Origin of the sequence: Sinorhizobium sp. NG07B (assembly GCF_002532005.1) — a bacterium.
GTDB classification, from domain to species: domain Bacteria; phylum Pseudomonadota; class Alphaproteobacteria; order Rhizobiales; family Rhizobiaceae; genus Sinorhizobium; species Sinorhizobium fredii_C.
The window spans coordinates 1,211,333-1,225,489 of the sequence record NZ_NWTD01000001.1; the positions used below are offsets into that span (position 1 = coordinate 1,211,333).

The window sequence follows — 14,157 nt, forward strand, 5'->3', positions numbered from 1 at the left end:
CCCTTGCGGCCTTCGGAAACGAAGCGCCGCGTCGCCTCTCTGAGGCCCCGCGTCAGCCGTTGCGCGAGCCTTTCAACCGCCGGCCCCTTATTGAGGCCATATTCTGAACCAGTATCTCGCCCCGTTCCGCCGCGCTGCAGCAAGATTGCTGCGGCGCATCAGGGAGCTTTGTTTTCCGGTTTGCTGATACCCTTCGGCCGGCCGGAACCGGAGCGGGATGCGTTTGCGACGCCGCTCCATCTGTTCATTGCCGCATTTGCGCGACGTCGGGTGACATGACCCGACTGCAAGTGCTCTAGGACGGGGCGTTGTGCGTATGAGTACACCAGCGACTTCAGGAAATTTTCGTCCGGATATCGAAGGCCTGCGCGCCTTGGCAGTTTCGGGTGTCATCGCCTTCCACTTCGGAATGACCAGCTTGCCGGGCGGATTCGTCGGCGTCGACATCTTCTTCGTCATTTCCGGCTTTCTGATCACCAGGCACCTGCAGCAGGAGATTGCGAGAAGCGGCACTGTCGATCTCTGGCGCTTCTACGCCCGCCGCGCCCGCCGGCTGCTTCCGGCCTCGCTCTTCGCCATCCTGACCACGCTGCTCGTCGGTTATTTCATCCTCGCGCCGTCCGAGCAGCAGTTCTATTCCAAGGGATCGCTGTTCGCCTCGGCCTATATGATCAACCTCTGGCTGATTAGGTGGACGGTCGACTACTTTGCCTCGGACGCCTCGAACAATCCCTTCATCCACTTCTGGTCGCTCTCGGTCGAGGAGCAGTTCTATCTCGTCTGGCCCGCGCTGCTGCTGATCCTCGCGCGGCTGCGGCCGGGGAAGGGCGGTCTTTTCTTCCTTCTCGCCCTAGTCGCCGCCGTCTCCTTCGCACTCTGCTGGCACATGACGGCCGTGTCGCAGCCTTGGGCCTTCTATTTCTCGCCCCTGCGCGCCTGGGAATTTGCCTGCGGGGGGCTTGCTTCGATGGCGCTGCCGCAGCAATGGGCGCGGCGCACTCGCTTTGCGCCTGCCCTCGGCTGGCTCGGGCTCTTTCTGATCGTCACCGCCTATCTGGCCGTGACGGAGGAAATACCTTTTCCGGGCTCGATCGCGCTCGTGCCGGTTCTCGGCACGGTGCTTCTGCTCCTGAGCGGCGCCCATGAGGGAGCGGCAGGCCCGAAGTCCGTCCTCGCGCTTAGGCCGCTGCAGGAGATCGGAAAGCTCTCCTATTCGCTCTATCTTTGGCACTGGCCGGTCATCGTCTATGCGGGCATCATCGAACCGGAGCTTTCGCTCGTCGACCGGCTTCTGTGCCTGGCGGTTACGCTCGCCCTGTCGCTCTTTAGCTATCACTTCATCGAAAATCCGATCCGCCACAACGGCTGGCTGGCAGCGAGGACCGGACGCTCGCTGGGGCTCGCCGCGTTGCTTACAGGGGCGGGCACGACGCTCGCCTATGGCAGCGCCGCCCTGGCCGGCTACAGCCTCGATGGGGAGCAGCGACAGATCCAGCAAAGCGCCGAACGCAAATCGGCGGCGCGTGAATTCGATTCGGCCTGCGTGCTCGAAAGGGAAGCGGTGCAGCCGAAGGCATGCGAATTCGGCGCCGCCAAGCCGAAGAAGACCGTCGTCCTCCTCGGCGACTCCCATGCCGACCATTGGTCGACGCCGCTGAAGAAGATCGCCGAAAGGAACGGCTGGCGGCTCGTCACCTATCTGAAGTCGTCCTGCCCGGCGGCGGATGTGCCGACCTGGAACGGCGTGCTGATGCGGAACTATGACGAATGCGACGCCTGGAAGCGCCGGGCGTTCGGCGAGATCGCGGCGCTGAAGCCGGATGTGGTGATCCTTTCGCAATATTCGTCGAGTTATGTGAAGAACGACATCAACTTCGTATCCAGCCACCAGATGGATGTGCGGGATTGGGAGAAAGGCATCAGGCGCTCGGTCGAGACGCTAGAACGCGCCGGCAGCGAAGTCGTGCTCCTGCGCGACGTGCCGGTGCACAAATCCTATCTCGACAAATGCGTGGCGCGCGCCCTGTGGCAGCAGAAGAGCCCGACCGTCTGCGACACGCCGCGCCGCGAGGCGGTGGAGGAAACCATCCCCGCCGCGGAAAGAAAGGCCGCCGTGGAGACGCATGCGTCTTATGTCGATGTGGTTGATCTGTTCTGCAACAGGACAACATGCCCCGCGGTCGTCGACGGCAAGCTCACCTTCCGCGACCGCCACCATATCGCGACTCCCTACGCTGAGTCGCTCGCGCCTCGCCTGGAGCGAGCGGTGTTCGGGGGACGCTGACAATATGGCTCGGAGGCGCACCCCCCTCTGCCCTGCCGGGCATCTCCCCCACAAGGGGGGAGATCGGCCAGAAGCGAAGACCTGCCCGAGAGTGAGCGCAATGATGCTAGGTCGGCGAATGCACCGTCAGAATTTCAGCTCTGAAAGTTGAGCGACACATTGCCGCTTGCAGATCTCCCCCCTTGTGGGGGAGATGCCCGGCAGGGCAGAGAGGGGTAATCCAACACTGCTGCAGTCGAGAAGCAATCACCGCTCCCGCTCAAACATGCGGCCCGAGCAGCGACAGATCGGCGGCGCCGAGCCGGTCCTTGGCGGTCCAGAGCTGGTGCCAATAGGGATAGATGACCGGCGGCAGGCTGACGGCGTCGAGCAGTTCGCGTTCCTCGTCGGTGAGCTTGAGGCTGGCGGCGGCGAGATTGTCGCGGAACTGCGCCTCGGTGCGGCCGCCGATGATGACCGAGGTGACCGCCTTGCGGCCGATCAGCCAGGCGAGCGCCACCTGCGCAGGCGAGACGTTGCGCTCGGCGGCGATCGCCACCAGCATGTCGACGATCTTCCAGAGCCGTTCCTCGTCGCGGATCGGCGGCTCGTTCCAGCCGGCAAACTGGCGGGTGCCTTCCGGTGACTGGCCGCGGCGGTGCTTTCCGGAAAGGAGGCCGCCGGCGAGCGGGCTCCAGACGAGGATGCCGAGGCCCTGGTCGATCGAGATTGGAACCAGCTCGTATTCGGCCTCGCGGGCCTCCAGCGTATAGTGGATCTGCTGGCTGACGAAGCGCTGGCGGCGTTCCAGCGCGCTGATGCCGAGCGCCTTCATGATGTGCCAGCCGGAATAGTTGGAGCAGCCGATGTAGCGCACCTTGCCCTGGCGCACGAGCGTGTCGAGCGCTTCCATCGTTTCCTCGAGCGGCGTCTGGCCATCCCATTCGTGGACCTGGTAAAGGTCGATGACGTCGGTCTTCAGCCGCTTGAGGCTCGCCTCGCAGGCGCTGATCAGGTGCTGGCGCGACAGGCCGCCGTCATTCGGACCCGGGCCCATGGAGAAGCGCGCCTTGGTGGCGAGAAGCACGCCGTTCTTGCGCTTGCCGCCCAGTACCTCGCCTAGGATTTCCTCGCAGGTGCCGGTCGAATAGATATCGGCGGTGTCGATCAGGTTGACGCCGGCATCGAGGCAGAGGTCGACATAGCGGCGCGCCTCCTCGACCCCGACACTGCCGACCTGTGCGAATTTGCCGCCGCCGCCGATGGTCATCGTTCCCATGGTGACGGTCGAGACTTTCAGGCCGGAGCGGCCGAGCAGACGATATTCCATTGTCTCGCTCCCTTGCGTGGTTGTCGCCGGAGAGGGTAGCCGGCATGGCCGCGAACGCAAGCGGCGTCCCGCCGAAAGGGTCAAAGAAAGCGTGCCGGCATCGCGTCCTTGTAAGGGAACATATCGAAATAGGGTCTCGCCTCGGCGAGCGTGCGCTGGAAGGAAGGGCGCTCGAGCAGCCGCTCGAAATAGGCCGAAAGATTCGGATGCGTGCCGCTGAAGGGCTCGACGATGCCGGCATAGAAGAGCGCGGGTGCGGCGGCGCAATCGGCGATGGTGAAGGCCTCGCCGACGGCAAAGCGCCGGTCGGTGAGATGGCGTTCGGCCAGATCATAGGCGGTTGCGAGCGACGCGCGGGCGTCGGCGACACCGCGACGGTCGTTCTCACCGGAAGCGCGCAGCGTGTCGGTGACGATCTTCTGCATCGGGACGTGGATGTAGAGATCGAAGAAGCGGTCCCACAGCCGCGCCTCGAGCGCCAGCGTCTCGTCGCGCGGGATCAGCGGTTCTTTGCCGGGATAATGGCGATCGAGATATTCGATGATGACCGAGGTTTCCGGCACGATCCGGTTCTCAGCGCCATCGTGCAGCACCGGGATCTTGCCGACCGGCCAGACCTCGAGGTAGCGGGCATTCTCCTGCGGGTCCATGAGATCGACGATCCGCGCCTCGAAGGGCGTTCCGGCCTCATAGAGCGCGATCAGCACCTTGTGGCAGAAGGAGGCGAGCGGGTGGAGATAGAGAGTGAGAGCCATGGGCGTGCCTATAATGATTGGTTGCGTTTCGCAATCAGTATAGCGCGCCAGCGCGAAGAGAAAAGGGGAGTCTTCGCGATTCATCCGCCGTGAAGGCCATCGTCAGCTCAATGCGTTTCCCGCTCCACCGTGAAAGCCGCGACGAAGTGCTCGAGGCTTTGCTTGACGAAATCGGTGACCGGCATGCGCGGATCGAAGCTCCACCAGAGGAGCGCGCCCTGCCATTGGGCGGCCATCATCAGGCCGATGCCGGTGGGGGCGGCCGGAACACGCGCGAAACGCTCGTCGAGCGCCGCGGAAAGCACGTCGCGCCAAGCCGCGCCGCGGGCGCGCAGCAGCGGGTCGCGCAGGTCCTCGCGGAGGATCAGGAGATCGTCCGCGTAGCTTTCGATGCCGCCGTAGTCGCCGGAGAGCCCAATGAGCAGGGCGACGGCGCCCGCCGGGGTCTTCGGCGCGGCGGCTGCCAGCTCCGCCGTCAGCCGGTCAAGCCGGTCCCAGGCCTGCAGCAAGGCCGCCTGGATGAGGCCTGATTTGGTTACGAAACGCTGCACCAGGGTCGAGGGGGAAAGGCCGCAGGCGGCCGAGAGGGCCGCGAAGGTGAGGGCATCCGGCCCCTCCTTGCGCATGAGGTTGAGGGCCGCGTCGAGCACCTCTTCGTTTGGCAGAGTTTTGGGGCGTGGCATTTTTGACCTTCATTTATAACCGAATAAGCGTTTATATATATATGTGTGTGCCGATCAAGGCCAGAGGGATTTCTCAGGGAGGATGCCATGACGCTTGAAGGCAAGGTGGCGCTGGTCGCGGGCGCAACGCGCGGTGCCGGCCGCGGCATTGCGGTGGAACTCGGCGCCGCGGGCGCGACGGTCTATGTCACGGGGCGGACGACGCGGGCGCAGCCGTCGGAATACCAGCGACCCGAGACGATCGAGGAAACGGCGGAGCTCGCGACGGCCGCGGGCGGCAAGGGGATCGCCGTCCAGGTGGACCACCTGCAGCCGACGGCGGTGCAGGCGCTCGTCGATCGCATCCGAGGGAAGGCTCGACATCCTCGTCAACGACATCTGGGGCGGCGAGAAGCTCTTCGAATGGAATAAGCCGGTCTGGGATCACAATCTCGAGAACGGCCTGAGGATCCTGCGGCTGGCGATCGACACGCATCTGATCACCGCCCATTACGCGCTGCCGCTCCTGATCGAGCGACCCGGCGGGCTGCTCGTCGAGGTGACCGACGGCACGGCGCAATACAATGCCGATCACTACCGGCTCTCGCCCTTCTACGACCTCGCCAAGATCTCGGCGAACCGCATGGCCTGGGCGCATGCCAAGGACCTCGAGCCGCACGGCGCCACGGCGGTCTCGGTCACCCCCGGCTGGCTGCGCTCGGAAATGATGCTCGAGGCCTTCAAGGTGACGGAGGAGAACTGGCACGACGCCACGGCCTATCAGCCGCATTTCGTCATTTCCGAAAGCCCGCGCTTCGTCGGCCGGGCTGTCGCGGCGCTTGCCGCCGATCCGGAGAAGTCCCGCTTCAACGGCCAGTCGCTATCAAGCGGCGGGCTCGCCCAGATCTACGGCTTCACCGACCTCGACGGCTCCCGGCCGGATTGCTGGCGCTACATGGACGAGGTGATGGAGGACGGCAAGCCGGCCGATCCGACGGGGTATCGGTGAGGCAGCTTACTCCTGACGCGGGGTGAGGCAATCTGTCGGACGATCGCAAGTGCTCGCAAGAGGCGGTAATCATGTTGCTATTCACCGTCTCGTTCGCACCGCTTCGGAAATGCGGCGCAAGGTTGTATCTTACTCTTGCGAAAGCGGCGTCATCGGAGGGCGCCACTCACCGACGCGGGAGGGGAGCATGGCGGAAGCGGACAAGGTCTTTGCGGGAGCGATACCCGACCTTTACGAGCGGCTAATGGTGCCGCTGATCTTCGAGCCCTATGCGAAAGACTTGGCCGAGCGGGTAGCGCAGCTCAAGCCCCTTGATGTACTTGAAATCGCCGCCGGCACCGGCGTTGTGACCCGGATGCTGGCGCCCAAGCTCGATGTCGAAGCGCAGTTCGTCGTGACCGATCTCAACCAGCCGATGCTGGATGTCGCGCATGCCAGGCTGGGCGATGACGAACGGATCGTCTGGCAGCAGGCGGACGCCATGGCGCTGCCCTTCGACGACGAAAGCTTCGATGTCGTGCTCTGCCAGTTCGGCGTGATGTTCTTCCCGGACCGGGTGAAAGCCTACCGAGAGGCGCGGCGCGTGCTGAAACCCGGCGGGCGCTTCCTCTTCAACGTCTGGGACAGGGTGGAGGCAAACGAGCTTGCGCATGCGGCCGTGGAGGCGCTGGCAGCGCAGTTCCAGGAGAACCCGCCGAGCTTCATGCGCCGCGTGCCGCACGGCTATGCGGACCCGAAAATCATCCGCGCCGATCTGGTGGCCGCCGGCTTTCACGACATCACGCTCGAAACGCTCGAGAAGAGGAACGGCCCCATATCCGCTTCCGATGCCGCGACCGGCTTCTGCCAGGGCACGCCCGTCCGCAGCGAGATCGAGGAACGCGACGCTTCGGCGCTGGCCGCGGTCACGGAGGAGGTGGCGGAGGCGCTGAGGAAGCGCTTCGGGAGCGGGATGATCGAACGGCGCATCCAGGCCCATATCGTGGGCGCCGTCCGTTGAGTTGCTGCTGCATGTTTCCTTCGTCTAGGGATGAAAACATGCAGCAATTCAAAGTGCTACCGCGGCCCCTGCGCGTCTACTGCTGGTCGCGCTGGATCGCCTGCTGCGGCACCGCCAGAACCTCGTGCTTGTCGGTCTGCTCGAGCGTGACCCGAACAAGCGTGCCGTCGAGCAGGAGATAGTCGGGTTTTCGAACTCGGCCCGGACGGTGATCGTGTCGGTGCCTGCCGAGACGTCGCTGGAGACGAAATTGATGGCCCCCTTCTTCGGATAGGTCGTGCCGTCCGGCAGCAGCAGCTCCACCTTGGCGTCGCGGCCGATTTCGCCGCGCAGCGCCCGCTGGCGATATTCGAGGAAGAGCGCGGTCGAGACCGGGAAGGGGCCGCAAAATTGGAGTGCTGACCTGAGGGACACTCGGCGATGACATTTCACGGCTGGCATTGGAAATAGTCGAAGAGATGGCTGCTTCCGGCCCAAAGCGGCCGCATCGTCACCAGCAATGGTGCGCTCGCTGAGTTGCCGACGAAACCGACCCTTCAGGATGTCTTCGTCAGCGGCGGCTGCTTCCACGTGCCGTCGAGCGCTTCCTCCTTCGGCCAATAGATGCGCATATAGATCGTGAAGGGACCTCTCGGCGCTGGAAGCCAATTGGCTTCCTTGTCTTTGCCGGGTGATTCATTCTGGATGTAGAGTGTCAGGCCGCCGTCGGGATCCTTGACGAACTGCGGCAACATCGGTGAGTTGACGAGGTAACGCTTGATCGGATTGTCCACGAGCAGGCTCTCCGGCAGCCCGTACATGGTGAGCGACCAGAAGGCGTTGGCGGGCGGTAGCTGGCCCGGCGCGAAACGCACGGTGTATTTATTGGCACCGTCGAGCTTGTTGCCCTCGGAATCGACGCCGTAAGGTGGGTACATTGCCTCCTGTTTCGAATTGCCGTAGATGCCCATCACCGCCCCTGCCATCCGGTAAAGGTAGTTGTTCTTGAGATATTCGCGCGTGCCAAACAGGTCGCCAACGGCGACCTTCCCGGCCTCGACCTCGTTCCTCAGGTTCTCAAAATCAATCCAGGCATCCGCCATGCCCTGCTCCATGGCCGTTTTCATCTCAGGCGACAGAGCAGTTACGTCTATGGTCTTCCCGGCCCCGACACCGATCTTGGCGAACCGCGCCATGAGGTCGGTTTCGGAAGCATGGGTCGGGGCGAACTGCAGGACGAAGTTCAGGATGTTGAAAAACTCTAGCGACTTCCGCTGCTCGTCCGGGGACAACGGCACGGGGAAATCAATCGAGGGTGCAGCCGCTGGGGCGGGCTGACCAAGAAACTTCGAGAGCGGCTCCGCTTTATAACCAGCCTGCACCTTCTTGACGTTGTCGAGGTCATCCGGGTTGAAGAGCTGCGTACGATAGCCGGCAAACACGAACTCCGTTTCGGAGCGGAATACCTTTTCCACGCCCGCGGGTGTCTCGCCTTTCCAGCTTGGCCCGGCGATCAAGTAGCTGCCGCCGTCGTTACCAGTGGTACGGCTGCCGACGTAGTCAAAGTTGTGGGTGTACCAATCGATGAGCTGGATGCTGAAATAGCGGTCCTTTTCGATCTTGGGGACCGTGAGGACAATCGGTTCAGCGCGGAGGTCTGCACCGACGAAGGAGTAGGGCGTGTCCGAGTTGGGGGTCTGAACCGCCTTGTCTGCTGGCGTATAGACACGCGGTGTGTTGACGATTGTGTTCCAGGGACCCTTGTATTCGGGGTTTTTGGTGTCGATAAAATAGGCGTGCTGGATGCGATAATTATCCACCAGCGGGAAGCCGTAAACATAGGCTTCCTTGGCAATGGTGCGGGCTTCAGCGGCGGTCACGTCCTGGGCTTGGACGCTCGTGGTAAGTGCAAAAAGGCCCGCAGCCAGCGCCGAACATTTCGTGAAGTCGCGTCTGGTCAGATTCATCGCATGTCTCCATGTGTTGAGTGCGTGGCATCAATGAGCAAAGGGCAGTCCCGAGATGCGGTCAGGTTGAATGCCCTTCGTAGGCGCGGGCAGCCAGTTTTGCGAAGTACTCTGGGCCAGTGTCGCACAACTGGGATGTTGAGCGATATGTGGCCTCACCGAACAATGGGTAGCATGCATGTAACTACCTTGCGGTGAGGAGCTCAGCCCACTTCAAATAGCTCCGCGGGGAGCGCCGCTGAATATTCGGCGCAGCGCGGGCGGCACCATTATCGGCATTCGGGACAGGCCCTCGGCGATGTCCGCTCAGGATGCGACTCCCGCCGTTTTACATCTGTCGGCTGATCAGCCGCTTGAGGCGCGAAGCCGCCGAGCGGGTCGTCCGCAGTCGACCCGAAGCCGTCAACTGAGTAGCCGATTGAAGAAGTGCCTCCATTCGCGCTCAGAGCGAAGCACATTACTCTTTTCGCCAGAGCGTAGCAATGACCGCTTCTGGCGCTTCCCGGTCGATGGCTTTCCGTCTCCTGTCGGCCCCTTGCAGCCATTGCAACGACCAGAGCACGCGCAACTATTAACCGATTATTGTCCTGTTGTCGGTCATCAATTTTCGGTGGTCCGGTTCAGCGTGAGTTCACACTAAGCGCGACGGTCACCGAATTATTCAGGTAGGCAGCTTCGATGGCACGGTTCTGGGGCACGTCTTTGTCCATCCACATGGTGATTTGGCTGACATTGACCGCCGTGGCTTACACCACTGCAGGCCCGTACACGTTCGCAAGTTGCTGGCCCATCATCCCGATCTACTTCCCCCCCTTCCAGTTCGCAATTATCGCAGTCGCTACCTGCAGTTCGATAGTTCTACTAATCGCGGCCTATCAGCCGTCGATACGCGCGGGTTCTTGCTTTCTATTGGCGTGCCACGGAATGATCGTCTCTGTCGGACTGCTAACTATCAGGGCGGCCGCCTATGCGGCGGTTGGTCAGGTAAGCTGCCTCTAGCAACAACGATCTGACAGTCGAACTGCGCTTAGTCATAGTGTGAGCTGTGACCACCCAGCAGGCGGTGCGCAACGAGGGGCGCGATCTCGCTATTGCGGCAGCCGGGCCAAAGCGGACAAGGAGCGTTTGAGCATATCCGATCCTCATGGTCGGATGCCAGCTGGCGCACCGCCGTCGCAGCAGAGTGGCCCGGGTGAGGTCGCTCGTGGATACCGACTGGAAATTCCGGTTCCGGCCCGAAGCGGACCTCGACGTCGGGATGCTGTGGTCCGGATCGGGTCGGGAGTTGCCGTTCGGCTCGTCTGCCGGAACGAACACGTTCGCCGTAAGCAGACGTTCCCGGCACCGCCTCGAACCGGACCTTCCCCTGCTACGCCGGAAGCGATCGTTCAGTGCATCCCATCGATGAAGTCCAACCGCACGCCTTGGGGTCGTGCGGCGTAGAGACTTCTGGAGTATGCTGAAGAACCTTGCACTCCGAGTAGACGGAGGAGGAGCCATGGACGTCGGTGCGTGGCTGCGCGATCAAGGGCTGGGACAGTACGAAGAAGCGTTCCGCCAAAACGACATCGATCCTGAAGTCCTAAGGGATCTTACGGCCGACGACCTGATTGGGCTCGGCGTCGCCTCGGTAGGGCACCGTCGTAAGCTGCTTGCTGCCATCGCCGCGTTGCGTGAGGTCGCTGAACAACCGAGCGGGCCAACTGGGGTTGGCGGGACACCTGTAATTTTCCCGCAGGCGGAGCGCCGCCAGCTTACCGTGATGTTCGTCGACCTTGTCGACTCGACCAGGCTTTCCTCACGACTCGATCCAGAGGAGATGGGCGAACTGCTGCGGGGCTATCAGCGTGCGGTGGCGGGCGCTATTGCGCGATTCGAGGGCCACGTTGCCAAGTTCATGGGCGATGGCGTGCTCGCTTACTTTGGCTACCCGCGCGCTCACGAGGATGAGGCAGAACGAGCGGTGCGAGCGGGGCTTTCCGCCATCGACGCAGTGCAGAACGTGCAATCAACGCATGGGGAGACGCTGCAGGCTCGCGTCGGCATCGCGACCGGCCTGGTGGTTGTCGGCGAACTGATCGGCGAAGGTGCTGCGCGTGAGGAGACGGTAATCGGCGAGACGCCCAATTTAGCGGCACGACTGCAAAGTGTCGCCGAACCGGGAACGGTGGTGGTGGCATCCACGACCCGGCAGTTGATCCGCGGCCTGTTCGATTTCGCCGAGCTCGGACTCCACTCCTTGAAGGGCTTTCCTGCTTCCGTACCCGCTTGGCGCGTGCTCGGTGAAAGCTCTGCGGAAAGCCGGTTCGAAGCTCTCCGCGGGGCGAGCCTGACCCCGCTCGTCGGTCGCGAGCACGAGATAGGCCTCCTGCTTAAGCGCTGGGAAGCAGTCAAAGAAAGCGAAGGCCGTGTGGTGTTGCTGGCGGGCGAGCCCGGCATCGGCAAGTCGCGCCTTGTTCGTGCCCTGCGTTGGCGTCTGGAAAGCGAGCCGCATACCACTGTAAGTCACTACTGCTCGCCCTATCATCAGACCAGCCCGCTTCATCCGGTTGTCCGCCTTCTGGAGCGGGCAGCCGGCTTCGCCGCGGAGGATCCCCCCGCAGTGAAACTGAGCAAGCTCGAGACGCTGCTCACGCAATCGACCGAAGACGTCGCCGACACGGCGCCGCTGCTCGCGGCGTTGCTGTCGGTCCCAGCGGACGGTCGCTATCTGCCGTTGGAGTTAAGCCCGCACCGGCAGAAGAAGCGGACGCTGGAGGTACTCGTCGATCAGCTCATCGGGCTCGCGGCACGTCGGCCCGTCCTGGCAATATACGAGGACGTGCATTGGGCAGATCCCACCTCGCTGGAACTGCTGGATCTTGTTGTTGACCGCGTGCAAGACGCGCCAGTGCTGGTGCTCATCACATACCGCTCCGACTTTCTCCCACCGTGGATGCGCTATCCCCATGTCACGGCATTGACGCTTAGTCGTTTGAGCCGCCGGCAAGGCGCAGATATGGTGGAGAGCCTGACCGGCGGCAGGGCTCTGCCTGCCGAAGTGCTCAACCAAATCGTCGGACAGACAGACGGCGTGCCGCTCTTCGTGGAGGAGCTGACGCGCGCGATATTGGAGACCAACTTGCTTAAAGACGAGGGCGATCACTACGCTCTCGCGCGTCCCCTGTCGGCGATCGCAATTCCAGCTACGCTTCAGGAATCGTTATTGGCCCGGCTTGACCGGCTTGCCCCCGCCAGGGAGGTAGCGCAGGTGGCGGCCGCAATCGGTCGAGAATTCTCGCATGAGCTGCTCGTGACCGCCGCGCCGTTGCAGCCCAGCGAAGTCGAGGAAGCACTGGACGAACTCATTGCTTCAGGATTGGTGTTCCGCCACGGGACTCCGCCGCAGGCGACCTACAGCTTCAAGCACGCGCTCGTACGCGACGCCGCCTACGCGACCCTTGTGCGCACGAAACGACAACGGTTGCACGCGGCGATAGCCACAGCGATCGAGCAACGTTTCCCCGAAACGGTCCAGACGCAGCCCGAGCTTCTGGCTCAGCACTATGCGGAGGCGGGGCGGCTGGAACCTGCGGTCAATTACTGGCTCAGGGCCGGGCAAGCAGAGATTGCGCGCTCCGCAACGGCCGAAGCGATTACTCATCTGACAAGAGGGCTGGAGCTGCTTGAAGGACTGCCTGATGATTCTGCGCGATGGCGGCAGGAACTCGAATTGCAGGTCGCTCTCAGCGTTGCCCTGATGACTGCCAAGGGTTGGGCAGCGCCAGAGGTCGGCCGGGCCAACGCGCGAGCACGGGAATTATGCGAGCGGATCGGGGATAAAGGCAGGCTCTTCCCTGTCCTCTACGGGGAGTGGGTCTTCCACGTCGTGCGCGCTGAACTGGAGGCGGGAAGAAAGGCGGGAGAGGCGCTGCTCCGGCGCGCGCAGGAAGAACGGGAGGCGTCCGGTGAGACCGTCGGCAATCGCATCGCCGGAACCGATGCCTTCCTTCGCGGCGAGATTGCGACTGCCCGTGAATATCTGGAACGGTCGCTCGCTCTTTATGACCCGCAGCAACATCGCTCCCTCGCATTCCTGTTCGCCCAGGACCCTCGGGTGGCGGGGCTGTCGGTCCTCTCCTGGACTCTCTTCACTCTTGGGTATCCCGAGCAGGCCCAGGCCAGGAGCAACGAGGCCTTGGCAGACGCAAGGGAACTTTCCCACCGCAACACGCTCGGTTACGCCCTGCTTTACGGCTGCATCCTGTCGCAGCTGCGCGGCGACTGGCGAGAAGCGCGAGATCGGGCGGATTCACTGATCACGCTCGCAAGAGCGCAGGGCTCTCCCCACTTCCTCGGTGCAGGTACAATCGTTCGAGGCTGGACGCTAGCAGAGATGGGTGAATTACCAGCGGCCATCACACAGGTTCGAGGGGGCTTGGCGTCGTGGGAGATGACTGGAGCGAGATTCCTGGTTCCATTCTTTTTGAGCTTGCTCGCGCGCGTCGAGACCCGTGCAGGGGGAGCACAGCGGGGCTTGGATTTGCTGACCGACGCGCTGAACCGAGCGGGCGCAACGGGCGAGCGGTGGTTCGAGGCGGAATTGCATCGACTGACGGGCGAGCTGATGCTGCAGCTGCCCGCGTTTGATCGTGCGGAGGCGGAAGCACGACTCCGGCACGCGGCCGAGGTAGCGCGAGGGCAAAACGCTGACTTATGGGAGTTGCGCGCGGCGACAAGCCTGGCCCGACTATGGATCGTGCAGAACCGGTTCGGCGAGGCTCATCACCTGCTTGCGCCCCTCTGCCGCAAGTTCACGGAGGGATTCGCGACAACGGATCTGCAATCGGCCGAGCGGGTGCTTCGCGAGACAGCCGGCGTCAATGGCGCGACCAAGTCATCCGAAGAGTCCAAACCGCGTTGACAGCACCGTCGGATGGCAACGGTAGCTTTGATGTGCATCAGCGAGTCAGTAGTCGTCCGGTTCCGGCGACCAATTAGAGCCTGAATGTCCGCTCCGGGGGCAAAACCTGGCCGTTCTGCTCGCTAAGCGCCGCGACCGCTGGGTCGGATAGCGACCTTCGCGATCTCCAATAGCAAGGTCCGCAATTGGCGCAAAGCTGACCCACGCTCGTCTACCCACTCCCCTGTCACACCCCTGTAAAACACTCGCTCTATCCCTCGGCGCCATCTTTCTCCCACCGAGGGCAATT

At 63.0% G+C, this 14,157-nt stretch carries 7 protein-coding genes and 2 pseudogenes; 4 read left to right on the top strand and 5 right to left on the bottom strand.

Annotation, left to right across the window (positions count from 1 at the left end; genetic code table 11):
• Nucleotides 1-316: 316 nt before the first annotated feature.
• Nucleotides 317-2,284 (top strand): acyltransferase family protein, encoded by a 1,968-nt coding sequence (locus CO664_RS05845; protein WP_097538140.1) that lies wholly within the window; start codon nucleotides 317-319, stop codon nucleotides 2,282-2,284.
• 259 nt (nucleotides 2,285-2,543) lie between these two features.
• Here the strand turns inward: CO664_RS05845 and CO664_RS05855 are convergent, their stop codons facing one another.
• The 3 genes from CO664_RS05855 to CO664_RS05865 form a co-directional block, all read right to left on the bottom strand.
• A complete protein-coding gene (locus CO664_RS05855) occupies nucleotides 2,544-3,593 on the bottom strand; it encodes an aldo/keto reductase (RefSeq protein WP_097538141.1) in 1,050 nt (349 codons plus the stop codon).
• An 80-nt stretch (nucleotides 3,594-3,673) separates the two neighbouring features.
• Nucleotides 3,674-4,348: a glutathione S-transferase family protein gene (locus CO664_RS05860; protein WP_037423343.1), complete on the bottom strand. Its 675-nt coding sequence runs from the start codon at nucleotides 4,346-4,348 to the stop codon at nucleotides 3,674-3,676.
• A 107-nt stretch (nucleotides 4,349-4,455) separates the two neighbouring features.
• A complete protein-coding gene (locus CO664_RS05865; protein WP_037423322.1) occupies nucleotides 4,456-5,031 on the bottom strand; it encodes a TetR family transcriptional regulator in 576 nt (191 codons plus the stop codon).
• Between the two features lie 87 nt (nucleotides 5,032-5,118).
• Between CO664_RS05865 and CO664_RS05870 the strand changes: the two are divergent.
• Both CO664_RS05870 and CO664_RS05875 read left to right on the top strand, forming a co-directional pair.
• Nucleotides 5,119-6,019, top strand: a pseudogene (locus tag CO664_RS05870) (SDR family oxidoreductase).
• Between the two features lie 187 nt (nucleotides 6,020-6,206).
• A complete protein-coding gene (locus tag CO664_RS05875) occupies nucleotides 6,207-7,019 on the top strand; it encodes a methyltransferase domain-containing protein (protein ID WP_097538142.1) in 813 nt (270 codons plus the stop codon).
• Nucleotides 7,020-7,098: 79 nt separating this feature from the next.
• Here the strand turns inward: CO664_RS05875 and CO664_RS05880 are convergent.
• Nucleotides 7,099-7,397: pseudogene (locus CO664_RS05880) on the bottom strand (efflux RND transporter periplasmic adaptor subunit); the annotation flags it as partial.
• 158 nt (nucleotides 7,398-7,555) lie between these two features.
• Nucleotides 7,556-8,965: a DUF1254 domain-containing protein gene (locus CO664_RS05885; RefSeq protein ID WP_097538143.1), complete on the bottom strand. Its 1,410-nt coding sequence runs from the start codon at nucleotides 8,963-8,965 to the stop codon at nucleotides 7,556-7,558.
• A gap of 1,498 nt (nucleotides 8,966-10,463) precedes the next feature.
• Here CO664_RS05885 and CO664_RS05895 point away from each other — a divergent pair.
• Nucleotides 10,464-13,868, top strand: coding sequence for an adenylate/guanylate cyclase domain-containing protein (locus tag CO664_RS05895; protein WP_176536499.1), 3,405 nt, complete (start codon nucleotides 10,464-10,466; stop codon nucleotides 13,866-13,868).
• The last annotated feature ends 289 nt before the right edge of the window (nucleotides 13,869-14,157 follow it).